This window comes from Salinifilum aidingensis (assembly GCF_054782015.1).
This window is the reverse complement of record NZ_BAAGTH010000014.1, coordinates 53258-77061: the sequence shown is the minus strand read 5'-3', so window position 1 is coordinate 77061 and position 23804 is coordinate 53258. Positions and strand designations below refer to the sequence as shown.

The window sequence follows — 23804 nt, the reverse complement described above, 5'->3', positions numbered from 1 at the left end:
CATCGGCCCGACAGGCGCGGGGAGCGCGTGTTGGGTGATGCAGCATACGTGTTGTTACTCGGAAGTAGATAGTGGCGCGCCGTGTCGATCTCGGTCGCGGGCGTGGCCGGCGAGCGGGTTCCGGGTGATTCTTCGCACGTGGTGGGCATGATCACGGTCCGGGCGGGCGCTACCGTGGGCGGAAGAAATTTTCACTTCGGGAGGGTGGGTGCATGCCTCAGGTCAGCGTGCTCGTGCGCGAGCACTGCCCCGCGTGCGAGACCGCGGTCGCCGACGCCCGCGCGATCTGCGCCGAGCTCGACGTCGCCTGCGAAGTGCGCGACGTGGACGCCGACCGGGAGCTGCGCGCCGAGTACGGCGACCGCGTTCCCGTGGTGCTGATCGACGAAGTCGAGCACGGCTTCTGGAAGGTCGAGCCGGAGCGGTTCCGCGCCGCGCTGCACGCGGCCGGGGTGTGATTCGTGCCGGTTCGTCCGTCCGGTCGCCCTCCCGCCGGGCCGCGCCCGGGAGGGGCGCGTCGGACCGCCCGCGTGCCGCATACCACGCGTTTTGGCACGTCGGGGGGCGATCAGCGATGATGTGCGCGGAGGTTCGCACGGCCGTCCGGGTGACCCTGTGACGGTGGTCCTGTGACTTTGTTCCCGCGTTCACAAGTTCGGTACCGTGGGGCAGGCGCGTCATCGGGACACCGAACGCGGAAGGGTCGAACGCGGAAGGCCAGTGCTCGCGACCGCCCCGGTGCGGAAGTCGTCCGGCGGGAGAACCTCACCACTGCCCGTGCGGATCGCGCAGGCCGCGGTGCGCACCGGGTACGGACAGGCGAACGAGCAGCAAGAGGAGAGCCAGCGTGACGGCGCACCCAAAGTCGGGGCACGCGGAATCCGGGCAGGGCCGGGACTCGCCGGACGGTGCCGAGCGAACCGCGGCCGACGTCCCGACTGGCCGGTCCGCCGCGCCGGAGGAGTCCGAGGCGCAGCGCGCCAAGGTCATCCCGGAGGCCGCCGTCGCGAGGCTCGCCGTGTACCTGCGCGTGCTCTCCGAGATGCGCGCCCAGGAGGTCAGCACGGTCTCCAGCGAGGCGCTCGCCTCCGCGGCCGGGGTCAACTCGGCGAAGCTGCGCAAGGACCTGTCCTACATCGGCTCCTACGGCACGCGCGGCGTCGGCTACGAGATCGCGGTGCTCATCGGGCAGATCGAACGCACCCTCGGCCTGACCCGCAGCCACAGCGTCGCCGTGGTCGGCATCGGCAACCTGGGCCACGCGCTGGCGAACTACCCCGGCTTCCCCGGGCGCGGGTTCCCCGTGTCGGCCCTGTTCGACCTCGACGAGGACCTCATCGGTGTGCCGGTCGGTGGCCTCGCCGTGCAGCACGTCGACGAGATCCCCGGGGCGTGCACCGAGCGCGGCATCACCATCGGCGTGATCGCCACTCCCGCGCAGGGGGCGCAGGAGGTGTGCGACCGTCTCGTGGCCGGTGGCGTGACCTGCATTCTGAACTTCGCCCCGGTCGTTCTCCAGGTCCCGGAGAACGTCGAGGTGCGCAAGGTCGACCTGGCGGTGGAGATGCAGATCCTGTCGTTCCACATGGCGCGGCGGCAGCAGGAGGGGGCCGAGGTCGCCGCGGTCGACGGTTCCCCCGCTTCTCCGGACGGCCCCGCCCCTGCGGAGGGGGCCGAGCCGTTCGCGGCGCCCGCTGCCGCGGGCGGGAGCGGTCCGGACGCCTCCGCCAACGGCGCCGCGGCAGGCGGGGCAGCCAGCGGCGCGGCAGGCGGCCCTGTCGATGCCAGCACGGCCGGCGGCGCGAGGGCACCGGGCCGTGATCCGTTCGCGTCCGATCCGGTTTCCGGGATGGTGGTCTAGTCATGAACCTGCTCGCCGTCGGTATCTCGCACAACAGTGCGGCCGTGCGCACGCTCGAGCGGGTCGCCATCGGCGCCGACGACCTCGGCAAGGTGCTCGACGAGCTGCTGAGCTGCCCGCAGCTGGGCGAGGTGTTCGTCGTGTCCACGTGCAACCGCGTGGAGGTCTACGCCGTGGCGGAGACCTTCCACGGCGGTCTGGACGAGATCAGCTCCGTGCTCGCGCGGCACGCGGGCGCCGAGGTCGCCGAGCTCGCCGACGAGCTGTACGTGCTCTACGCGGGCGCTGCCGTGGAGCACCTGTTCAACGTCGCCTCCGGGCTGGACTCGATGGTCGTCGGCGAGGCGCAGATCCTCGGCCAGCTGCGCCAGTCCTACGCCACCGCGGACGAGCTCGGCACCGTCGGCAAGACGCTGCACGAGCTGGCCCAGCGGGCGCTGCGCGTGGGCAAGCGCGTGCACGCGGAAACCGACATCGACACCGCCGGGGCCTCGGTCGTCTCCGAAGCCCTGGCCGATGCCGACCGCGCACTGGACGGGGTCGCGGGCCGCAGCGCCCTGCTCGTCGGTGCCGGCGCGATGGGCGGACTCGCCGCGGCGGCGCTGCGTCGCGCGGGCATCGGCGACGTGGTGATCGCCAACCGCACGGCGGAGAACGGCCGGCGCCTCGCCGAGTCGCTGGAGTCGGAGGGCGTGCCGGCGCGGGTCACCGGGCTCGACGAGCTCTCCGGCGCGATCGCCGGTGCCGACCTCGTGGTCACCTGCACCGGGGCGGTGGGCGCCGTGGTCACCGAGGACGTGGCCGCCTCGGCCGTGGCCGAGCGCGCGGTGGGCGCGGCGGGCGGGCCCGCCCCGCTCGTCCTCTGCGACCTCGGGCTGCCGCGGGACACCGCACCGGCCGCCGCCGAGCTGCCCGGTGTCTCGGTGGTGGACCTGGAGACCCTCCGCGAGCGCCTGGCCGGGGAGGGCGGCACCGGAACCGAGCGCGCCGAGGCCGTCGTCGCCGAGGAAGTGCGCAACTACTTGGCCGAGCAGCGCTCCGCCGAGGTCACACCGACGGTGACGGCGCTGCGCAAGCGAGCCGCCGAAGTCGTCGACTCCGAGCTCGTGCGGCTGGACTCGCGGCTGCCCGAGCTGGACGAGGACGTGCGCGGCGAGATCAGCCGCACCGTCCGCCGCGTGGTGGACAAGCTCCTGCACACGCCGACGGTGCGGGTCAAGCAGCTCGCCTCGTCCCCCGGCGGCAGCGGCTACGCCGACGCGTTGCGCGAACTGTTCGAACTCGACTCGCAGACCACCGCGGCGATCGCGTCCACCAAGGCCGCAGCCAGCCCGGAGACCGAGGGCCGGACCAGCGTGTCCCGGGCCGGTCGAGCGCGGGATCTGCCCCAGCAGGACGGTGAGGACCGTTGACGAACATCCTCCGGATCGGCACCCGCAGCAGTGCGCTGGCCATGGCGCAGACCGGCTGGGTGGCCGAGGCGCTGGAGCGGGCCGGCTACACGACCCAGCTCGTCACCGTCTCCACCGCGGGCGACCAGGACTCCCGCCCGGTCTCCGAGATCGGCGTCGGGGTGTTCACCTCCGCGTTGCGCGAGGCGCTGGCCGCCGGTGAGGTGGACGTGGCGGTGCACTCCTTCAAGGACCTGCCGACCGAACCGGACCCGCGGCTGTCCCTGGCAGCCGTGCCCGAGCGCGAGGACCCGCGGGACGCGTGGATCGGGCGGGACGGTTTGGCGCTCGGCGAACTGCCCCCGGGCTCCGTCGTGGGCACCGGATCGCCGCGCCGCGCCAGTCAGCTCCGGGCCCTGGGCCTGGGACTGGAAGTGCGGGACATCCGCGGCAATGTGGACACCCGGATGCGCAAGGTGGGCGACGGCCAGGTGGACGCCGTCGTGCTCGCCCGCGCCGGGCTGGCCCGAACGGGCCGCCTCGAGGTGATCACCGAAACGCTCGATCCGCAGCGGATGCTGCCGGCGCCCGCGCAGGGGGCGTTGGCAGTGGAGTGCCGCGTTGACGATGTGGATACCGAGCACCTTCTGCAGTCCGTGCTGGACGATGCGGCCAGTCGTGCCGCCGCGTCCGCCGAGCGCGCCCTGCTGGCCGCGCTCGAAGCGGGGTGCAGTGCGCCGGTGGGCGCGCTGGCCGAGGTGGTGGAGGACTTCGACGACGACGGCCGCGAGGTGCAGCGGCTGTTCGTGCGCGGAGTGGTGGCGACCGACGACGACGTGTTGGTCCGCGCCTCCGTCACCGGAGAGACGACCGCAGCCGAGCAGCTCGGCCGAGACCTGGCCGGCGAGCTGCTCGAAGCCAGGGACGCTCAGTTGAGCGGTCCCGGGCAGTAGTTGATGGAGAGTGCCTTGATGACGCGTGCAGGCAGTACGCCCGGGCGGATCGCCTTCGTGGGGTCCGGTCCCGGGGATGCGGGATTGCTCACGGTTCGGGCCCGGGACGCGATCAGCCGCGCTTCGCTGGTGGTCACGGACCCGGACGTGCCCGCTGACATCGTGGGATACGCCGCCGAGGGCGCGGAAGTGCGCCCGGCCGTGGGGGAATCGGCGGACGTGGCCAAGGACCTGGCCAACGAAGCGCTGACCGGACGACCCGTCGTCCGGCTCGTCGCGGGGGATCCGCTGACCGCCGACGCGGTGGTCCGCGAGGTCCGCGAGACCGCCAAGACCGAAGCGCCGTTCGACGTGATCCCGGGTGTGTCCACCGGCATCGCGGTGCCCGCCTACGCGGGTGTCGCGCTCGGCGCGGTGCACACCGAGGTCGAAGTGCGCGGTGACGTGGACTGGGCGGCGCTGGCCGGGGTTCCCGGCGCGCTCGTGCTGCACACCACCGGCAGCCACCTGGCCGAGGCGTCCTCGGCGCTGATCGAGCACGGCCGCCCCGCGCAGTCGCCGGTGGCCGTGACCTCCTCGGGCACGAGCGTGCAGCAGCGCACGATCGACACGACGCTGGCGTCGATGGCCGCCGACGCGGGCGAGCTGCAGGGCCAGCTGGTGGTGACGATCGGCGAGATGGCCGGCCAGCGCAGCGGTCTGTCCTGGTGGGAGTCCCGCGCGCTGTACGGCTGGAAGGTGCTCGTGCCGCGGACCAAGGAGCAGGCCGGCGCGATGAGCGAGCGGCTGTGGACGCACGGTGCCGTCTCGCACGAGGTGCCGACGATCTCGGTGGAGCCGCCGCGCAGCCCGGCGCAGATGGAGCGCGCCGTCAAGGGGCTGGTGGACGGCCGCTACCAGTGGGTGGTGTTCACCTCGGCCAACGCGGTGCGCGCCGTGCTGGAGAAGTTCGCCGAGTTCGGTCTGGACGCGCGCGCGTTCTCCGGTGTGAAGGTCGCCTGCGTCGGCGAGGCCACCGCGGAGAAGATCCGCTCGTTCGGCATCACCCCCGAGCTGCTGCCCTCCGGCGACCAGTCCAGCGAGGGGTTGCTGCAGGACTTCCCGCCGCACGACGACGTGCTCGACCCGGTCAACCGCGTGCTGCTGCCGCGGGCGGACATCGCCACGGAGACGCTCTCGGCCGGTCTGCAGGAGCAGGGCTGGGAGGTCGACGACGTCACCGCCTACCGCACGGTGCGGGCCGCGCCGCCGCCGGCGGAAACCCGCGAGATGATCAAGACCGGTGGCTTCGACGCGGTGTGCTTCACCTCCTCGTCCACGGTGCGCAACCTGGTCGGCATCGCCGGCAAGCCGCACGCGCGCACGCTCGTGGCGTGCATCGGGCCGCACACGGCGGAAACGGCCAAGGAGTTCGGGCTGCGCGTCGACGTGCGGCCGGAGTTGGCCCAGGTGGGCGCCCTGGTGGACGCGCTGGCCGAGCACACGGCCAAGCTCCGCGCGGAGGGGGCGCTCCCGCCGCCGCGCAAGACCAAGCGCACGCGCCGCAGCTGACGGTGCGGGCCCGCGCGCGGAACCGTCCACTGCGGACGCTCCGCGCGCGGGCGGTGCGCGCACGGTGAGTTCCGCCGCCGGCGCGGGGACACCGCACCGGCGGGCCGCCCGCCCCGCCCCGCGGCGCGTCCGCGGAGCAGCGCGGCGGCACCGGCGTCGGCTGAACGAATGGAGACGCTTGATGTATCCCGCGCATCGTCCGCGGCGGTTGCGGCGCAACGCCGCGGTGCGCCGCCTCGTGTCCGAGACCACCGTCGAACCGCGGCAGCTGGTGCTGCCGATGTTCGTCCGCGAGGGCATCGACGCGCCCGTGGAGATCCCGTCGATGCCCGGCGTGCACCAGCACACCCGGGATTCGCTGCGGCGGGCCGCCGTCGACGCGGTCGACGCCGGGGTCGGCGGGCTGATGCTGTTCGGCGTGCCCGCCGAGCGCGACGCCGAGGGCTCGGCCGCCCTCGATCCGGACGGCGTGCTCAACGCCGCCCTGCGGGACCTGCGCTCCGAGGTCGGCGAGGACACGGTGCTCATGGCCGACCTGTGCCTGGACGAGTTCACCGACCACGGGCACTGCGGGGTGCTCGACGGGAGCGGTGCCGTGGACAACGACCGCACGCTGGAGCTCTACGCCGAGATGGGCGTGGTGCAGGCGCAGTCCGGTGCGCACGTGGTCAGCCCGAGCGGGATGATGGACGGCCAGGTGGGCGTGATCCGCGAAGCGCTGGACTCCCGCGGGTTCACCGACACCTCGGTGCTGGCCTACTCGGCGAAGTTCGCCTCCGCCTTCTACGGCCCGTTCCGCGACGCGGTGGACTCGCAGCTGTCCGGCGACCGCAAGACCTACCAGCAGGACCCCGGCAACGGCCGGGAGTCGCTGCGCGAGGCCGACCTGGACCTGGCCGAGGGGGCGGACATGGTCATGGTCAAGCCGATGCTGTCCTACTTGGACGTGCTGCGCGAGGTGGCGACCGTGGCCGATGTCCCGGTGGCCAGCTACCAGGTCTCCGGCGAGTACGCGATGGTCGAGGCCGCCGCGTCCCGCGGTTGGCTCGACCGGGAGCGCACCGCGCTCGAGTCGATCACCGCCGCGCGCCGCGCGGGCGCCGACATCGTGCTCACCTACTGGGCCGCCGAAGCGGCGCGCTGGCTGCGGCGGGACGGCGATCGCGGATGAGCGAGCCGAACGGCGGGTCCGCCGCCCCGACCGCGCCGCGGTGGCTGGTGCTGGCGTGGCGGCTGTGGGTCGCGGGGGCGTGCGTGGCGGTGCTGCGGTCCGCGGTGCAGTTCGCCGACCGGCACCGCCTGCTCGAGGACCTGGGCCGCATGCGCCCCGAGCTGCACCAGTCCCAGATCGACGAGCTCGCCACCAGCACGATCGTGTTCGGGCTGCTGTGGGCCGTGCTGGCCGCGCTGGTGTACGTGCTGCTGGCCACGCGCATGCTCCGCGGGCGCAACTGGGCGCGCGTGGTGCTGACCGTCTTCGGCGCGTTCACCGCGTTCAGCGCCGCGGTGCTGGTGCTGGTGGTGCCGGTGTTCCCGGAGGAGCTGCTGCGCGAGATCGCCGGCCGCGCCGTGTCGGGCTGGGAGGTGCTGCTGGCCGCGGTGGGCGCGGTGCTGCACGCGGCCGCGATCGTGCTCATGTACCTGCCGGAGTCGAACCGCTTCTTCCGGCAGGTGAAGGCGCACCGCCGCGCCGCCGGCTGACCGCCGCCGGCGCGTGCGCCGAGCGCGGAAACGTGCGCCACGTCGCCCGCCGCGATCGGTGACCTGAGTGGACAGGGGACGTGCCGGGTTCCTACGGTTTTGCCGTGACATCTCCACAGGACCCCTGGCAGCAGGGCGGTTCTCCGCAGCAGCCACCGGGCGGGAATCCGCAGCACCCCGGCAACCAGCCCCCGCAGCACCCCGGCGGCCCGCCGTCCGGCGGCTTTCCCCAGTACCCCGGTGGCCCGCCGTCCGGCGGCTTCCCGCAGTACCCCGGTGCGCCGCAGGGGATGCCCGACCCGTACGCCGCGCCGCCGCCACCCGGGCAGCAGGGCGGTGCCCCGCGTCCGAGCACCGTCGAGACCGCGTTCTGGATCGCGGTGGTCGTGCCGATCCTCGCCACCGTGCTGACGGTGCTCGGGTTCGTGCTCGGCCAGCCCTTCGCCGAGGAGGTCATGGCGCGCCAGATCGGCGACACGACGCCGGAGGCCCTCGAGTTCGGCCGCGCGGTCATGATCGTGACCTTCGGGCTGCAGACGTTCTTCTACCTCGTCCTCACCGGACTGTGGATCCTGTTCGGCTTCAAGATGCGCGGCGGCCGCAACTGGGCGCGCGTGACGCTGACCGTCTTCGCCGCGATCTGGGTCGTGCAGAGCCTCATCGGGCTGCTCACCGGCGGCACGGGGATGACCCCGCAGGCAGCGGGGCTCCCCGCGGGCGTGGAGGTCCCCACGTCGATGCTGGTGCTGAGCTACGTCACGAACGGCGTCGGCCTGGCGGGGATGGGCGCGTTCCTCGTGCTCGTCTACCTCAAGCGGTCCAACTGGTACTTCCAAGCGGCGCGGTTCCGGGGGTAGGCGGTGGCGGACGCTGATCACGGCCCCGCCCGGAGCGGCCCGCCGCGCACGGTGCGCGTGGCCGTCGTGCTCTGGTGGATCATCGCGCTGCTGCTGCTCGCCCAGCTGGCCGTGATGTGGGCCGGCCACGACCAGCTGGGCCGGACGCTCGTCGACCAGGGCGCGGTCGCGCCGCAGGAGGCGGGCAGCCGGGCGGCGCGGCTGCTGTGGGTCAACACCGGCTTCGCCGCCGTGCTCGCGGTCGCCTACCTCGTGCTGGGCTCGCTGATGTACGGCAGGCGGCCGTGGGCGCGGCTGGTGCTGACAGTGTTCGCGATCGTGCACCTGGTCATGGTGCTGGGCACGGGGGCCGTGTTCGGCCCGCAGATCGTGCTCGTGCTGCTGGGCGTGCCGGCCACGGTGCTGCTGTGGGGGCCCTCGGGCGCGGCGTGGGTGACCGGTGAGCACGACTGAACCGGTGCTGCACGCCGAATCCGGCAGCGGGTGGGCGCCCGTGCTGTGGGGCCCGGCCTTCGCCGCGGTGGGGCTGCTCGTCGAAGTGCTCTCCCCCGGCCCGGTGCACCTCGTGGCGTGGGCGTTCGTGGCGGCGGTGCTCGCGGTCGCCGCGGCCGTGTGGGTGCACGGCCGGCGCCGCGTGTGCTCGCTGCGGTTGACGCCGACCGAGCTGGTGCAGGGCCGGGAGCGGTTGGAGCTCGCGCGGGTGCGCGCGGTCACCGAGGTCGGGGCGCCCGTGGGGGCGCGCGTGCTCGGCGGCACGCTCACCGCGCCGCGCGGCACGCACGAGGTGCCGCTGCGGCTGGAGGACGACCGCGTGGTGCTGGCGTGGGCGCGGGACCCGGAGGCGTTGCGCGCGGCGCTGGCGCGGCTGGTCGAGTGATCGCGGGCGCGGATACGCCCGCGCGCCGGGCTGTGAGATGCTGCGGTCGTGCCCGAAGCCTCGTCGCAGCGTGCTGACGATCGCTCCGCCGGTGTGCACCGCCCCGCGCGCGCCGCTGTCGCCGGTGTCGAGCTGGTCCTCGCGGTCGCGTGCGCCCTCGCCGCGTGGTGGGCGTGGCAGCACGGCACCACCGCGGTCCCCGTGGGCGAGTCGGTCTCCGTGCCGCGCGTGCTCGGTGACCGGGTGGCGCTGTCGGTCGGCGCGGCGGCGGCGGGCGGACTGCTGCTGCTGGACATGCCCCGGCAGCTCGCGCTGGCCTGGCGCGTGCGGAGCTGATCGGGCGGCGGGTGGACCGGGTCCGCCGCGGTGCCGGACTGCCGCGGTGTCAGACTGGGGACGTGACAGCTCCTGCGAATGAGAACAACGATCCCGCCCCCCGTTCCCGGCAGCTGTTCGCCCGCGCCGAGGCGGTCACGCCCGGCGGCGTGAACTCCCCGGTGCGCGCTTTCCGCTCGGTCGGGGGCACGCCCCGGTTCATGGTCCGCGGCGAGGGCCCGTTCCTGTGGGACGCCGACGACCACCGCTACGTCGACCTCGTGTCCTCCTGGGGGCCGATGGTCAACGGCCACGCCCACCCGGACGTGGTGCAGGCGGTGCGGGACGCCGCCGTCCACGGCCTGTCCTTCGGCACCCCGGCCGCGGGGGAGATCGATCTCGCGCAGGAGATCATCGACCGGGTCGAGCCGGTCGAGCAGGTGCGGCTGGTCAACTCCGGCACCGAGGCCACCATGACCGCGGTGCGGCTGGCCCGGGCGCACACCGGTCGCCGCAAGATCGTCAAGTTCGCCGGGTGCTACCACGGCCACGTGGACGCGCTGCTGGCCAGCGCCGGTTCCGGGGTGGCCACGCTGGGACTGCCCAGCACCCCCGGTGTGACCGGGGCGCAGGCCACGGACACGATCGTGCTGCCGTACAACGACTTGGAGGCGGTGCGGCAGGTCTTCGCCGAGCAGGGCGGCGAGATCGCCGGTGTGATCACCGAGGCCGCCGCGGGCAACATGGGCGCGATCGCCCCGGTCGACGGCTTCAACGCCGGGCTGCGGGAGATCACCCGCGAGAACGGCTCGCTGCTCGTCATGGACGAGGTGATGACCGGCTTCCGCGTCTCCGCGGCCGGCTGGTACGGCGTGGACGGCGTCGCCGGCGACCTCTACACGTTCGGCAAGGTGATGTCCGGCGGGCTGCCCGCCGCCGCGTTCGGCGGCCGCTCCGACGTGATGGCCCACCTCGCCCCGTCCGGGCCCGTGTACCAGGCGGGCACGCTGGCGGGGAACCCGGTGGCGGTGGCCGCGGGGTTGGCGAACCTGCGCGCCGCGACGGCCGACGTCTACGCCGCGCTCGACGCCAACGCCAAGCGCGTCAGCGACCTGGTCACCGCGGCGCTGACGGCCGAGGGCGTGCCGCACCGGATCTCCTTCGCCGGCAACATGTTCAGCATCTTCTTCACCGACGACCCGGTGCACGGCTACGAGCAGGCGCAGGACCAGCAGGTGTGGCGCTACCCGCCGTTCTTCCACGAACTGCTCGCCCGCGGCGTGTACCCGCCGCCGAGCTCGTTCGAGTGCTGGTTCGTCAACGCCGCCATGAACGACGAGTCGTTCGAGGTGCTCGCCGACGCGCTGCCGCACGCGGCCCGGGCCGCGGCGGGCGCGACCGCGCCGGAGCAGGCATGAGCGCCACCCGCACCGTGGTGCACCTGCTGCGGCACGGTGAGGTGCACAACCCGGAGGGCGTGCTCTACGGCAGGCTGCCCGGCTACGCCCTGTCCGACCGCGGGCAGTGGCAGGCGAAGGTCGTGGCCGAGTTCCTCGCCGAGCGGGAGGTGGCCCACGTGGTCGCCTCGCCGCTGCTGCGCGCGCAGCAGACCGCGGCCCCGCTCGGCGAGGCGTTCCGGTTGGACGTGGCCTCCGACGAGCGGTTGCTCGAGGCCGAGAACCGCTTCGAGGGGCTGAAGGTCTCCGTCGGCGACGGGGCGCTGCGCTCCCCGCAGCACTGGCCCAAGCTGTGGAACCCGCTGCGCCCGTCGTGGGGCGAGCCGTACAAGGAGATCGCCTGGCGGATGCTCGGCGCGGTGTACCGTGCGCGCGCCGCGGCGGAGGGCGCCGAGGCCGTGTGCGTGTCGCACCAGTTGCCGGTCTGGACGCTGCGGCGGTTCCTGCAGGCCCGGCCGCTGTGGCACGACCCGCGCCGCCGGCAGTGCTCGCTGGCCTCGCTGACCAGCCTCGTCTTCGACGACGAGCAGTTGGTGGGCGTGGCCTACGCCGAGCCCTCGGGTGGTAGCGATCCCCAGGTCACCGGGGCCTGATGAGTCGAAGGGGAGTGGACATGGCACGGCTGCTGCGGCGACTGGCCGCCTTCGGGGTCGCGCTCGCGCTCGTCGGCGGCTGCGCGACCCAGGGCGACGACGCGGTCGACGAGAACGGCGAGTTCACGTTCGTCTCCCCGGGAGGGCAGACGCGCCTGTTCTACTCCCCGCAGGAGCGCGGCCGGGTGTCCGGGCTCGAGGGCGAGAGCCTGATGCGGCCGGGCGAGCAGGTCTCCCTGGGCGACTTCCGCAACCAGGTCGTGGTGCTCAACATCTGGGGCTCGTGGTGCGGCCCGTGCCGCGCGGAGGCCGATGACCTGCAGCGGGTGCAGGACCGGACCCGCGAGCAGGGGGTGCGGTTCCTCGGCATCGACGTGCGCGACGAGCGCAGCGCGGCGCAGGACTTCCACGACAGCCACGACATCAGCTACCCGTCGCTGTTCGACCCGTCCGGCCGTTCGCTGCTGGCGCTGGACAACTTCCCGCGCAGCACGGTTCCGGCGACGATCGTGCTGGACCGGCAGCACCGGGTCGCGGCGATCTTCCTGACGCAGGTGCGCGACGACGAGCTGCTGCCGCACGTGCAGCGCGTGGCGCAGGAGCGGCCGCAGGCCTGACGCGAGCGGGGCACGAACGTCCCCGACTGCGCGGGACCTTGGTCCCGCGCTGGGGGCGCGCGTCCGGTGAACCCGCTTTGTCCTGGGCAAAGAGTGCGCCGAGTCACCAAGCCCGGTGGCGGGCCGCGTTTTCGCCTTGCCTACCCTCGAACGCGTGGATCCCACCGAGCTCGCGAAGACCGGCCCGCTGCTGCTCGCGGCCGTCGTGTCGGTGCTCGCCGGCGGGGTCAGCTTCGCCTCGCCCTGCGTCGTCCCGCTCGTGCCCGGTTACCTCGCGTACCTGGCCGGCCTCGTCGGAGCCGAATCCCCGCCGGTGACCAGCGCGGAAACGCGGGATGCGCGGCGTGGCCGCTGGCGGGTCGCGGGCGCGGCGCTGCTGTTCGTGCTCGGCTTCAGCGCGGTGTTCGTCTCGGCGACGTGGATGCTGCTCGGGCTCTCCGACGCGCTGCTGGCGAACGAGCTGCTGCTGCAGCGCATCGGCGGGGTCGTCACCGTGGCCATGGGTCTGGTCTTCCTCGGCCTGGTTCCCGCGCTGCAGCGGGACGTGCGGATCCACCGCGTGCCGAAGGCCGGGGTGTGGGGCGCTCCGCTGCTCGGCGCCGTGTTCGGTCTCGGGTGGACGCCGTGCCTCGGCCCGACGCTGGCCGGTGTCATGTCGCTGACCGTCGCCACGCAGCCGGACTCGCCCGCGGCCGTGCGCGGACTGGTGCTGATCCTCGCGTACTGCCTCGGCCTGGGCCTGCCGTTCGTCCTGCTGGCGCTGGGCGCGCGGTGGGCCGTGCGCAGCACCGAGTGGGTGCGCCGCAGGAGCCGCGCCATCCAGGTCACCGGCGGTGCGCTGCTGGTGGTCGTGGGCCTGGCGCTCGTCACGGGATTGTGGGGAGAACTGATCGCGATGCTCCGGAGCCCGATCAACGCGACCGAGCTGCCGATCTGATGCGCGAGCACCTGAGAACCGGCTGGGCCTTCCTGCGCAACACCTGGCGCGGGCTGACGTCGATGCGCACCGCTCTGGTGCTGCTGTTCCTGCTGGCGGTGGCCGCGCTGCCCGGGGCGCTGATCCCGCAGCGCTCGCTGAACCCGAGCGAGGTGGACCGGTACTTCCAGGACTACCCGACGCTGGCGCCGATCCTCGACAAGCTCGGCGTGTTCGAGGTCTTCAGCTCGGTGTGGTTCGCCGCGATCTACGTGCTGCTGTTCATCTCCCTGGTCGGGTGCCTGGTGCCGCGGTGCTGGGAGTACTACAAGCAAGCCCGCGGCAAGCCCGTGCGCACGCCCCGCAACCTCGGCCGCATGCCGCACTACGCCCACATCACCACCGATTCCGGTGTGGACGACGTGCTGGCGGACTCGCGGCGGCGGCTGAAGCGCTGGCGCCGCACCGAGTTCACCGAGTCCGCGGGCGCCGAGTCGCTCAGCGCCGAGCGCGGCTACCTGCGCGAGGCCGGCAACCTCGTGTTCCACTTCGCCCTGCTCGGCCTGCTCATCGCGGTCGCGGGCGGCAAGCTGTACTCCTACGAGGGCCAGGTCATCGTCCAGGCCGACGGTTCCGCCTTCTGCAACTCGGGCACGTACAACTACGACTCGTTCAACGCGGGGTTGAACGTGGACGGCACGGACCTGAGCGAGTTCTGCGTGCGCGTCAACGGCTTCCACGTGAACTACCTGCACAACGGGCAGGCGGTGGACTACCGGGTGGACATGGACTACCAGTCCGGCGAGGCGCTCGAGCGCGGCGAGTGGAAGCCGCACGAGCTGCGGGTGAACCACCCGCTGCGCACGGCCGGCGACCGCGTGTACCTCACCGGCAACGGCTACACGCCGCAGTTCACGGTCATCTTCCCGAACGGCGAGCGGCGCACGAAGACGACCCAGTGGCAGCCGGTGGACACGGTGACGATGCTCTCGCAGGGGGCGACGAAGTTCGACCCGCCGGGCATCGAGGACCCGTTCAAGCGGCGGCAGAAGCAGCTGGCGGTCACCGGGCTGTTCGCCCCCACCGCCTCGATGCAGGGCAAGGTGCTCAGCTCCGGGTTCCCCGCTCTCAACGACCCGGCCGCGGCGGTGGACATCATGCGCGGCGACCTGGGGTTGGACTCCGGCCGCGGCCAGTCGATCTTCAACGTCGACCAGAAGATGGTCGAGCAGGGCCGGCTGCAGCGCGTCGCCCGGGAGAACCTGCGGCCCGGCGAGGAGATCCGGCTCGACGACGGCACCCGCGTGCGCTTCGACGGCGTCCAGCGGTGGGTGAACCTGCAGGTCTCGCACGACCCGTTCCAGCCGTTCGCGCTGGGCTTCGCGGTGGCGATCATCTTCAGCCTGGGCGCCTCGCTGATGATCAAGCGGCGGCGGATCTGGGTGCGCGCCACGCCCCGGGCCGACGGGTCGACGCTCGTGGAACTCGGCGGGCTCGCCCGCACCGACCAGGCCGGGTACGGCGAGGAGTTCACCCGGCTGGCGCGTGATCTGCTGGGTGAGGACCGCGCGGAACCGACGGATCCGCGCGCGGCGGCGCCCGCTCCGGAAAGGAAGAACTGATGCAGGTCAATGAGATGCTGGCCGAGTTCAGCGACTGGGCCTACGCCACTTCGGTGGTCGTCTACATCCTCGCGATGCTGCTGTACTTCGCGGAGTTCTCCGCGGGGCGGCGCGCGAGCCGGGCGCAGCGGACCGAGGCCGAGCTCGTCGGTGCGGGCGGCCCGCGCACCGTGGCCCCGGGCGATGCCGGCGCCGTCGGCCGCGTGCCCGAGCAGCCGAAGCGCCCGTTCAGCGAGCGGCTCGGCGGCATGGCCGTGTCGATGACCGTGCTCGGCGCGCTCGTGCACGGGCTCTCGCTGCTCCTGCGCGGGGTTTCCGTCGGCCGCGCCCCGTGGGGCAACATGTACGAGTTCGGCTCGGCGATCACCCTGGCCGCCGTCATCGCCTGGCTGATCGTGCTGGTGCGGCAGATGCGGGCGCGCCGCGCGGACGCCCAGCCGGCGCAGCTGCGGGCGCTCGGCGGCTTCCTCATGCTGCCGGTGGTCGTGCTGCTGTTCCTGTCCGGCACGTTGCTGTACGCCCAGGCCCAGCCGCTGCAGCCGGCGCTGCAGTCGTACTGGATCGTCATCCACGTGACCGCGGCGATCATCTCGACCGGTTCGTTCATGTTCGCCGGTGTGGCCAGCATCCTGTTCCTGCTGCGCAAGCGCTACGAGAACTCCGGGGGGCTGGCGGCTTTCGCCGCGCGCCTGCCGAGCGGCGAGGCGCTGGACCGGATGGCCTACCGCGCCACCGTGATCATCTTCCCGGTGTGGACGTTCGCGATCGTGGCCGGTGCGATCTGGGCCGAGGCCGCCTGGGGCCGCTTCTGGGGCTGGGACCCGAAGGAGACCTGCTCGTTCATCGCCTGGATCGTGTACGCGGCCTACCTGCACGCCCGGGCCACGGCGGGCTGGCGCGGCAGCCGCGCGGCCTGGGTGAACATCATCGGCCTCGCCGTGATGATCTTCAACCTGTTCTTCGTGAACATCGTCATCTCCGGACTGCACTCCTACGCGGGCCTGTGATCGCCCCGCCGCGATGATCCCCCGAACGGGGGCAGCATCGCCCGCGGTGCCGAGCCCCGGTGCCTCCCACGCGTCTGATGCGCTGTGCCCTGCGCGTTCGTGCGGCCCGGTGCAGTGGTGCGGCCCATCCCCGCGTGACGGGACCGGGCGGACCCGACTACCGTGCACGATCGGGGTTGCTCCCGCGGAGATCGCTCCTCCGCGGGCTCGACGTGAACTGGGAGGGAAGGCAACGGTGACCGGACGGTACGAGGAGCCCGAGACGCGGCCGGATTCCGGTACGACGCAGGACGACGTTCCCGCCGCGGACGTCGCGAATCCCGGTGGCGGCAACGACGGGTACGCGGAACCGGCCACCAAACCGGCCCACCCGACTCCGTCCTACGTGGACCCGAACGCGCACCGGGACGCCGCGCCGCAGCCGGACTCCGCTCCCTCCGGGGCGCAGCCCGCGGCACCGGCCCCGCAGGCGGGGAACGGTGCGCAGTCCGGCCCCTTCCCGGCGCAGCAGCCGGGCAGCGGGCAGCCGGGCAGCGGGGAGGGCTCCGGCGGCTTTCCGGTCGCGCCCGCCTGGTACCAGCAGCCGCCAGCCCCGGGGCAGCCGCCAGCCCCGGGGCAGCCGCCAGCAGCGCCCGGGCAGCAGGCACCGGGCCAACCTGCGCCGGGCCAGCCCGTGCAGCCCGGACCGCCCCCGTCGCCGGGCCAGGCCGGACCGCCCGCCCCGGTCGGGGGCTACGCCCCCGGCCAGCCGTCCGGCACCCCCGTGCCGCAGGGACGGCCCCCTGCACCGCAGGGGCAGGGCGGTGCTTCCGCCGATCCGGCGCAGGACCTGTCCTCGGCGCAGCTGCTCCGGCAGGCCAAACGCCCGCCCCGCTCCGGGTGGCGCAAGGCCGTGTACGTGGCCAGCGGCAAGACCATCAACCTCGGGGAGAGCCCCGCCGACAAGCAGCGCCGCGAGCTCGTCAACCGGATCAACCAGCCGCTGCACGGCTGCTACAAGATCGCGATGCTGAGCCTGAAGGGCGGCGTCGGCAAGACCACGGCCACGGCGGGGCTCGGCTCCACGTTCGCCTCGCTGCGCGGTGACCGCGTCGTCGCCGTCGACGCGAACCCGGACCGGGGGACGCTGAGCCAGAAGATCCCGCAGGAGACGGCGGCCACCGTGCGGCACCTGCTGCGGGACTCCCAGCGCATCCGCAAGTACAGCGACGTGCGCGCCTACACCTCGCAGGGCCCGAGCCGCCTCGAGGTCCTCGCCAGCGAGCAGGACCCGGCCGTGTCCGAGGCGTTCAGCGAGGACGACTACCGGCGCACCGCCACCGTGCTCGAGCACTTCTACAACCTCGTGCTCACCGACTGCGGCACGGGGCTGATGCACTCGGCGATGAAGGGCGTGCTCGACCTCGCCGACTCGCTGGTCATCGTCTCGTCCAGCTCGATCGACGGGGCGCGCAGCGCCTCGGCCACCGTCGACTGGCTCGACGCGCACGGCTACGGCGACCTCGTCTCCCGCTCGATCGCGATCATCAACGGGGTGCGGCCGTCCTCCGGGAAGGTCGACGTGTCCAAGCTCGCCCAGCACTTCGAGGCGCGCTGCCGCGCCGTCATCAAGATCCCCTTCGACGCGCACCTCGAGGAGGGCGCCGAAGTGGACCTGGACCGGTTGGCGGGGCCGACGCGGCTGGCGATGCTCCAGCTGGCGGCGCTGGTGGCCGACGACTTCCCCTACGCGCCGGGGCGGCAGGCGCAGGGCTGACAGCGCCGCGGACGCGGGGCGTCCGCGGCGCTCGGTGGCGTAGCGGGCCGGCGGCCGCCGGTCACTCGCCCTCGTCGCTGTTGTTGGACTTGCGCTGCTGCTCGTCGATGCGTCGGAGGAACTCGGGGTCGTCGTCGGGGGCGAGGGGGGCCTGGCGCGGCGTGTCGTCCGACGCCTGGTCCGGCGTCGGTCCGAACGCCTTCCACACCAGCACGATGAGCGCCACCGCACCGATCGCTGCCAGGACATAGATCATCGGTCCACCTCCAACGCGTCCACTTCCGAGAGTAGCCAATCGTGGCGGGGATGTCGCTGACTCGAGCGGGTTCCGCCACCGGCGGGCCGGCGTCGCGGCCCGCGCCGAAGGGGACCGGTGCTCCGGAGCCACGTCCGCCGTCGTCGGGGGCGGAGGAAGACCTCCTGCAGGACGGGCGTGGCCCCGGGCCGCGCGTCAGAAGTTCTGGCCGGCACCCGCGTCGTTGGTGAGCTCGGCGAGCAGGGTCCGCACCTCGGATTCGCGGAAGCGGCGGTGCCCGCCCGGGGTGCGGATGGAACCGATCCGGCCGGCCGTGGCCCAGCGGGTCACGGTCTTGGGGTCCACGCGGAACATCGCGGCGACCTCGCCGGGAGTCAGCAACTGCTCCTGACCGCTCTGGTTCTGCTGCGGCGTCGTCGCTTGGGTTGTCACGGTCACGAGCGACCTCCTCAATGCGGGCATTCGGGCATTCCGGTCGCATGTTGGCATCGGTGCGGCCAGGTACTCGAACCTTTGGGTCCAGGTAAAGGGAAAGTAAGGGATGAAGCGCCGGATCAGGATCATTCCGGGCGCGACGAGCCGTCGACCGCTGCCGCCGGCGCCCTGCGTATGCTGGTTGACGTGCGAGAACAGGAATCTGCGGAGCAGCCCGGCACGCCCGGGCGCTCCGACCCGGTGGAGCAGCCCGACGCGGCCGAGCAGTCCGCGCCGGACAGTCGGCAGTCCGCTGAGCAGGAGTGGCCCGCGGCGCGGCTCGCCGGTGACATCGCGCTGTACACGCTCGCGCGCCTGGGCATGCTCGTGGTCGTCGCGGCCGTGCTCACCCTGCTCGGTGTGCCGTTCCTGGTGGCCGCGGCGGTGTCCGTGGTCGTGGTGATGCCGGTGTCGATGCTGGTCTTCGGCGCGCTGCGGCGGCGCGTCGCCACCGGGATCGCGGTGCGCAAGCAGGCGCGGCAGGCCCGGCGCGAGGTCCTGCGCGCGGAGCTGCGCGGCGAGGGCGGCGGTTCGGCGGGCGCCTGAGCGGCCGGCGGCTGCTCCGGGCGGGCGCCCCCGGTGGTCGTCCGCGGGTGGGGCCGTGTCTCCTTTACCAGGGCCGTGCCTGTTTTACCTCTTCGGTAAACGGTCGTTGGTCCGCGGGCCCGCAGCGGGCCCGCGAGCCGCCCGCGCACCACCCTCCTGTGATGTAAATCTCCCCGATCGGTGCTCGAGGGGGGCGCAGGAGGGCGCCTGCTGCTGTCCCCCCGCCGGGGGGGACACTGGTGCCGCCACGAGGAGGGGGCCACCACGAGGAGGAGGTGCGTGTGCGGTCAGCAGGACGCGCGGTCGCGGCTGTCGGCGCGGTGGCGCTGGGACTCGCCGCGTGGGGACTCGCCGCGTGCTCCCCCGGGGAGCCGGAGGGCCCGCAGGAGCAGCAGCCGTCCACCTCCAGCGCCCCGCCGACCTCGACGGCCCCGAGCGCTCCCCGCCACGTGCCGCCGCAGCAGCGCGTCCGGCTCTCCGACCTCACCGCCGAGGACATCTGCGGGCTCGTCTCCCCGGGCAAGCTCGCGGGGCTCGCGTTCCCGGTCGACAGGGGGACGCCGCGCACCGCGGGGACCGGGCCGCGCGTGCCCGGCTGCGAGTTCCCCGCTCCCGACGGGCCCCGCTCGGTCCTGCTCGGGGCCCAGCCCCCCGGCTTCGCCGATCTCGGGCGCGAGGAGGTCGAACTCGACGAGCTGAGCGCGGAGACGTCCACCTCGGCGGCCCCGACCTCCTCGGCGCAGGAGGAGCCGCCGCAGGCCACGCGCACCCTGCGGGCGAACAGCTGCACCGTTTACACCCCCGTCGCGGACGCGACGCTGCAGGTCACCCTGGTCCAGCCCGAGTCGGGCACCGACCAGTGCGAGCTCGCCGAGGACGTCACCACCTACCTCAGGCCCGCGCTCGTCGAGTAGTTCGCGCTGCACGACATCGCGGAAACGACCGGCCAGGCCGGCGTCCCCGCGACCGCCCTCCCGCGTTCCGTCCGAATCGGACCCGAGCGTCCGCCCGGCCCGAACTCCTCGGGGCAGCCCGGACTCCCCGCGGCCCTCGTGCCGGAGCGGCTCGTTCCCCGGGTCCGCAGCTGTCCGAAGAGGACACAGCACGGATCGGGCGGCGCGCCCGCGCTCAGCCGATGGCGAGCGCGGCGCCGGTGACCACCGACCACACGAGCATCGCGATGCCCGTGTCCCGCACCGCGGGGATCAGGGCGCGGCCCTGGGCGCCGCGGATCACCACGCGCAGCGGGAGGAACAGCAGCGGCAGCGCCACCAGGCCCAGCAGAGCCCACGTGTTGCGCACGCCGGTGAGCACGCTCAGCAGGAACGGGATCAGCGCCAGCGCCACGTAGAGCGTGCGCGTGTCCCGGTCGCCGAGCAGCACGGCCAGCGTGCGCTTGCCCGTCTCGCGGTCCGAGGGGATGTCGCGGAGGTTGTTGGACACCAGCACCGCGCTGGACAGCGCGCCCACACCGACGGCTCCGCCGATGCCGAACCCGCTGATCTCACCGGCCTGGGCGTACTGGGTGCCGAGCACGGCGATGATCCCGAAGAAGAGGAACACGGCGATCTCGCCCCAGCCCCGGTAGCCGTACGGGCGGGACCCGCCGGTGTAGAACCACGCCCCGGCGATGCACACCGCTCCGATGAGGACCAGCCACCAGTGCCCGCTGAGCAGGCTCACGCCGATCCCCGCCAGCGCGGCCACGCCGAAGCACGTCCACGCCGCGGCCCGCACCGCCCAGGGCCGGGCCGCTTCGGAACCGACCAGCCGGAACGGCCCCACCCGGTCCGCGTCGGTGCCGCGGATCCCGTCCGAGTAGTCGTTGGCGAAGTTCACGCCGATGATGAACCCGAGCGCGACGACCAGCGCCAGCGCAGCGATCACCGGCCGGAAGCCGTCGACGCCGGCGGCGGCGCCGGTGCCCACGAGCACCGGGGCGATCGCGTTCGGAAACGTGCGGATGCGGGCGCCTTCCACCCACTGCGCGACTGTTGCCATGCCCGCCATCTTCGCGCACGGGCTCGATCACCCGGAGCGGTGCCCGTCCGGTGTGATCTGCCGCTCGAGGGCCCGGCGGTCCGGTTTGCCCGGTCCCCGCAGCGGCAGCTCCGCGCGGAACACCCAGCGCTTCGGCACCGCGGCCGGCCGCGCCCGCGTCCGCACGGCCGCGCGCAGCCGCGCGACCAGCGGGTGCTGCCCCGCGTCGGCATCGGCCGGCAGCGGCTCGCCGCCGGCCGGCACGACCGCCGCGGCCACCGCCCGCCCCCACTCGGCATCGTCGACGCCGAACACGCACACCTCCCGCACGCCCTCCTCGGCGGCGAGCACGCGTTCCACCTCGGCGGGGGCGATGTTCACCCCGCCGGTGACGATCACGTCGTCGGCCCGGCCGAGGACGCGCAGCAGTCCGCCCTGCCACCGGCCCAGGTCGCCGGTGCGGAACCAGCCGCCGGCGAAGGCCGGGTGCTCCGGCCGGTCCCGGTAGCCGCGGGCGAGCATCGGCCCGCCCAGCCGCACCGGACCGGGCTCGGCGGGCTCGTCCGCGTCGACCGCGACCTGCGCGACGTCCAGCGGGGAACCGCCGTAGACGCAGCCGCCGGCGGTCTCGCTCATGCCGTAGGTGGTGACCACGTGCACGCCCGCCTGCGCGGCCCGCTGGAGCAGGTGCGCCGGGGTGGCGGCCCCGCCGAGCAGCACCGCGTCGAAACCGCGCAGCGCCGCGCACCCCGCGTCGTCGTCGAGCAGGCGGCCGAGCTGCGTGGGCACGAGCGCGGTGTAGCGGGGGGCGTCGTCCGGCACCGCGCGCGCCGCGGCGGTGAACCGCTCGGTGCGGAAGCCGTCCGCGGTGTCCACCGCGTGCGGCGCGGTCCCGGCCCGGAGCGCGCGCACGAGCACCTGGATGCCGGCGATGTGCTGCGCGGGCATCGCCAGCAGCCAGTGCCCCGGGCCGCCGAGCGCCCGGTGCGTCGCGTCGGCGGAGGCGCGCAGCGCCGAGGCCGGCAGCAGCACGCCCTTCGGCGTGCCCGTGGAGCCGGAGGTGGGCACGACCAGCGCCGTCGGGTCGTCCGCGGCGTCCTCGCCGGGCCCCAGCGGTTCCCCGGCGCGCAGCGCTGCGCGCACGGTGCGGGCGTGCTCCCCGCCGTCCTCGCCGACCGGCAGCAGCGCTGGTCCCCCGCCGCGCAGCGCGCGGCGCAGGGCGGGGAGGACGCTGAGCGCCCCGGCCCCCGCGGGCACGGGCAGCGGCTGCAGGGGGCGGGCGGGGGGCGTGGAGGCCATGCGTTCATTCTCCCGCCGCGCGGTGCGCGGAACCGACGGCTCCCGGCGCGTTCGCGCACGGCCGGAGCGCCCGTCTCCGGCGCAGCCAGCGACGGGCGCAGCGCGGGAGCGGCGCGGTGCAGCCGTTCCGGTTGCGGACTTCCCGGTGCGGTCGTCCCCGGAGCGCGGAACCGGGACGTGATCCGCGGTCCTGCGGAGCGGCTGCTCGGGGAACCCCGCATCCGGGGGCGCCCTCCCGGTTCTCGCGCCTCGCCCGGCCGCGCCCTCGGGCGCGGCCGAGCCTCGCGGGGCGTCAACTGGCGTCGAAAGTCACCTCCTGGGTCGCGCCGCGGGTGCACGTGTAGTGGTGCTCGGGGAGTTCACCCGGACTCCTCCGGGGCTGGCAGGAGAACCCGCCGGGGGTCGTGTAGGGCTCGCCCAAGTTCCGATCAGCCAGCGCGGCGGCGTCCCGGGCCGGGCCGCAGCCGATACCGCTGGCACTGATGCCGAACGCGCCGTGGTCGCTCTGGGGCGCGAACGCGACGTCACCGCACGCGCCGGGGTGGGCGACGTCGATGACGAGACGGTCGGGGTCGCGCAGCGTGAACACGTTGAGCGGTGCCCTGTCCGGGCCGTTGATGCCCAGTCCGACCTCGGCGGCGCCTTCGAAGAAGGTGTGGTAGTTCACCTCGGCCAGCTGGGGCAGGTCCGGCAGCAGCCTTTCCGGCGGCTTCTGCGAGTTCCACGCCACGTGCTGCATGGAGACCGCCAACGAGCGCTCACCCGCCAGGTCGACCGGGTGTCCCGAGCCGCCTCGCCTGACCTCGCCGTACTCCACGTCCGCGTCGGGCACGCCGCCGCGGTAGTCGAACACCACGCGGTCGAAGGTGGGATGCGTCCCGACGCGGATGTCGACCAGCTGCGGCTGACCGGCGTCCGGTGAGTCCGCGGTTCGCAGCTGCGGGGCGGCGTGGGCCGTTCCCGCCAATGCCGCGACCGCGGCGATGAGCACGGACGTGCTCAGGATTCGCGTTCGGAAGAACATGGGGCCTCCTCGCGGGCCGCCGGTCGGGATGGCCGACGCGGGTGAGTTCGTTCTTGCCGCCCGGTGGACGCGGAGCCGGTCGGTGGGGTTGCGGGCGGCAGATCGTCCGGATCGTCCAGATCATCCAGCACCCCCGCCCGGGTGGCAGCCCGGTGCCGGGTCCGTTCGACTGCCGGGACGTGGCCGACGCGGTGCTGGAGCACCTCGACGCGCTCGGCCCGCACCGCGTGCTCGTCGGCGGTCTCTCGCAAGGCGGGTTCGTTCGACACCGCCCTCGACGACCACTCCCGGCTGGCCTGCACCGGGACCTCGGCCGATGAGAAGGCCGCGACCTGCGCCGAGTTCCTGTGCCGAACCCGTGCCCGGTTCGCCTGCCACGACATCACCGTTGAACGCGTGCTCACCGGCAACACCAACGCCCGGAGCGCCGCATGACCCTCCACGAGTTCACGTTCGTGCTCGATCGTGACCCCACCGACGACGAGGTGGACGCCCTGTTCGACGCGACGCAACGCCTGAACTGCGCAGGGGCGCGTCGCTGCTGCGTTTCGATCGGGAGGCCGACACCCTGCCCGCGGCACTCGTGTCCGCACGAGCACGTGCGAACGCGAGATTGCTGCTGCTGACCATCTGGTGCGGCGCGCCAGCTGCTGTCCGCGGAGGTCGACAAGAAGACCGTCACTGAACTGCTCAGCACTCGACCGGCCGCGCCCGCCGGGAGAACGGAGAAAGCCGGGCTGCGCCTGCATCC

General features: G+C 73.7%; 25 protein-coding genes and 1 pseudogene. 20 read left to right on the top strand and 6 right to left on the bottom strand.

What is annotated here, in order from left to right:
• Nucleotides 1-212: 212 nt before the first annotated feature.
• The 18 genes and pseudogenes from ACYVJE_RS18440 (at nt 213) to ACYVJE_RS18355 (ending at nt 17474) form a co-directional block, all read left to right on the top strand.
• The gene (locus tag ACYVJE_RS18440) at nt 213-458 is read left to right on the top strand and encodes a glutaredoxin family protein (protein ID WP_459157528.1); all 246 of its coding nucleotides are present in this window, start codon (nt 213-215) and stop codon (nt 456-458) included.
• 389 nt (nt 459-847) lie between these two features.
• A pseudogene (locus ACYVJE_RS18435) lies at nt 848-1663 on the top strand (redox-sensing transcriptional repressor Rex); the annotation flags it as partial.
• 200 nt (nt 1664-1863) lie between these two features.
• Nucleotides 1864-3273: a glutamyl-tRNA reductase gene (locus ACYVJE_RS18430; protein ID WP_461145424.1), complete on the top strand. Its 1410-nt coding sequence runs from the start codon at nt 1864-1866 to the stop codon at nt 3271-3273.
• Nucleotides 3270-4205: a hydroxymethylbilane synthase gene (gene hemC, locus ACYVJE_RS18425; protein ID WP_459157526.1), complete on the top strand. Its 936-nt coding sequence runs from the start codon at nt 3270-3272 to the stop codon at nt 4203-4205. The genes ACYVJE_RS18430 and hemC overlap by 4 nt, the downstream gene beginning before the upstream one ends.
• An 18-nt stretch (nt 4206-4223) precedes the next feature.
• Nucleotides 4224-5756, top strand: a complete 1533-nt coding sequence (locus tag ACYVJE_RS18420) for a bifunctional uroporphyrinogen-III C-methyltransferase/uroporphyrinogen-III synthase (protein ID WP_459160092.1) — start codon at nt 4224-4226, stop codon at nt 5754-5756.
• Nucleotides 5757-5937: 181 nt separating this feature from the next.
• Entirely contained in the window at nt 5938-6927 is a 990-nt protein-coding gene (hemB, locus tag ACYVJE_RS18415; RefSeq protein ID WP_459157525.1) for a porphobilinogen synthase, read from the top strand.
• Entirely contained in the window at nt 6924-7457 is a 534-nt protein-coding gene (locus tag ACYVJE_RS18410; protein ID WP_461145423.1) for a hypothetical protein, read from the top strand. The genes hemB and ACYVJE_RS18410 overlap by 4 nt, the downstream gene beginning before the upstream one ends.
• A gap of 104 nt (nt 7458-7561) precedes the next feature.
• A complete protein-coding gene (locus tag ACYVJE_RS18405) occupies nt 7562-8314 on the top strand; it encodes a DUF485 domain-containing protein (RefSeq protein WP_461145422.1) in 753 nt (250 codons plus the stop codon).
• A gap of 3 nt (nt 8315-8317) precedes the next feature.
• Nucleotides 8318-8767 (top strand): hypothetical protein, encoded by a 450-nt coding sequence (locus ACYVJE_RS18400; protein WP_461145421.1) that lies wholly within the window; start codon nt 8318-8320, stop codon nt 8765-8767.
• On the top strand, nt 8754-9191 hold the full coding sequence (locus tag ACYVJE_RS18395) for a hypothetical protein (RefSeq protein ID WP_459157521.1): 438 nt from the start codon (nt 8754-8756) through the stop codon (nt 9189-9191). The genes ACYVJE_RS18400 and ACYVJE_RS18395 overlap by 14 nt, the downstream gene beginning before the upstream one ends.
• A gap of 48 nt (nt 9192-9239) precedes the next feature.
• Nucleotides 9240-9527, top strand: coding sequence for a hypothetical protein (locus ACYVJE_RS18390; RefSeq protein ID WP_461145420.1), 288 nt, complete (start codon nt 9240-9242; stop codon nt 9525-9527).
• A 62-nt stretch (nt 9528-9589) separates the two neighbouring features.
• Entirely contained in the window at nt 9590-10924 is a 1335-nt protein-coding gene (gene hemL, locus ACYVJE_RS18385; protein ID WP_461145419.1) for a glutamate-1-semialdehyde 2,1-aminomutase, read from the top strand.
• Entirely contained in the window at nt 10921-11556 is a 636-nt protein-coding gene (locus ACYVJE_RS18380) for a histidine phosphatase family protein (protein WP_459157518.1), read from the top strand. Before hemL ends, ACYVJE_RS18380 begins: the two co-directional genes overlap by 4 nt.
• Before the next feature lie 20 nt (nt 11557-11576).
• Complete coding sequence (locus ACYVJE_RS18375) at nt 11577-12173, top strand: TlpA family protein disulfide reductase (protein WP_461145418.1); 597 nt, start codon at nt 11577-11579, stop codon at nt 12171-12173.
• Between the two features lie 154 nt (nt 12174-12327).
• Nucleotides 12328-13110 carry a cytochrome c biogenesis CcdA family protein gene (locus tag ACYVJE_RS18370; protein WP_459157516.1) on the top strand — a complete coding sequence of 261 codons (783 nt, stop codon included), beginning with the start codon at nt 12328-12330 and terminating at the stop codon, nt 13108-13110.
• Nucleotides 13110-14711, top strand: coding sequence for a cytochrome c biogenesis protein ResB (resB, locus tag ACYVJE_RS18365; protein ID WP_461145417.1), 1602 nt, complete (start codon nt 13110-13112; stop codon nt 14709-14711). Before ACYVJE_RS18370 ends, resB begins: the two co-directional genes overlap by 1 nt.
• Nucleotides 14711-15718 carry a c-type cytochrome biogenesis protein CcsB gene (gene ccsB / locus ACYVJE_RS18360; protein WP_459157514.1) on the top strand — a complete coding sequence of 336 codons (1008 nt, stop codon included), beginning with the start codon at nt 14711-14713 and terminating at the stop codon, nt 15716-15718. The genes resB and ccsB overlap by 1 nt, the downstream gene beginning before the upstream one ends.
• Before the next feature lie 235 nt (nt 15719-15953).
• Complete coding sequence (locus tag ACYVJE_RS18355) at nt 15954-17474, top strand: MinD/ParA family ATP-binding protein (RefSeq protein ID WP_461145416.1); 1521 nt, start codon at nt 15954-15956, stop codon at nt 17472-17474.
• Nucleotides 17475-17535: 61 nt separating this feature from the next.
• On the opposite strand, the gene ACYVJE_RS18350 is transcribed toward ACYVJE_RS18355, so the two are convergent.
• Complete coding sequence (locus ACYVJE_RS18350; protein ID WP_459157512.1) at nt 17536-17730, bottom strand: hypothetical protein; 195 nt, start codon at nt 17728-17730, stop codon at nt 17536-17538.
• 195 nt (nt 17731-17925) lie between these two features.
• On the bottom strand, nt 17926-18162 hold the full coding sequence (locus ACYVJE_RS18345; protein ID WP_459160091.1) for a BldC family transcriptional regulator: 237 nt from the start codon (nt 18160-18162) through the stop codon (nt 17926-17928).
• 189 nt (nt 18163-18351) lie between these two features.
• Between ACYVJE_RS18345 and ACYVJE_RS18340 the strand changes: the two genes are divergently transcribed.
• On the top strand, nt 18352-18750 hold the full coding sequence (locus tag ACYVJE_RS18340) for a DUF4229 domain-containing protein (RefSeq protein ID WP_461145415.1): 399 nt from the start codon (nt 18352-18354) through the stop codon (nt 18748-18750).
• Nucleotides 18751-19031: 281 nt separating this feature from the next.
• Entirely contained in the window at nt 19032-19664 is a 633-nt protein-coding gene (locus ACYVJE_RS18335; RefSeq protein ID WP_461145414.1) for a DUF3558 family protein, read from the top strand.
• A 214-nt stretch (nt 19665-19878) separates the two neighbouring features.
• On the opposite strand, the gene ACYVJE_RS18330 is transcribed toward ACYVJE_RS18335, so the two are convergent.
• From ACYVJE_RS18330 to ACYVJE_RS18315, 4 genes are all read right to left on the bottom strand, one after another.
• The gene (locus ACYVJE_RS18330) at nt 19879-20751 is read right to left on the bottom strand and encodes a 1,4-dihydroxy-2-naphthoate polyprenyltransferase (RefSeq protein ID WP_461145413.1); all 873 of its coding nucleotides are present in this window, start codon (nt 20749-20751) and stop codon (nt 19879-19881) included.
• 27 nt (nt 20752-20778) lie between these two features.
• Nucleotides 20779-22029, bottom strand: coding sequence for an o-succinylbenzoate--CoA ligase (menE, locus tag ACYVJE_RS18325; RefSeq protein WP_461145412.1), 1251 nt, complete (start codon nt 22027-22029; stop codon nt 20779-20781).
• A gap of 292 nt (nt 22030-22321) precedes the next feature.
• Complete coding sequence (locus tag ACYVJE_RS18320) at nt 22322-23053, bottom strand: AMIN-like domain-containing (lipo)protein (protein WP_461145411.1); 732 nt, start codon at nt 23051-23053, stop codon at nt 22322-22324.
• The gene (locus ACYVJE_RS18315; RefSeq protein WP_461145410.1) at nt 23029-23565 is read right to left on the bottom strand and encodes a hypothetical protein; all 537 of its coding nucleotides are present in this window, start codon (nt 23563-23565) and stop codon (nt 23029-23031) included. Before ACYVJE_RS18315 ends, ACYVJE_RS18320 begins: the two co-directional genes overlap by 25 nt.
• Nucleotides 23566-23804: the final 239 nt, after the last annotated feature.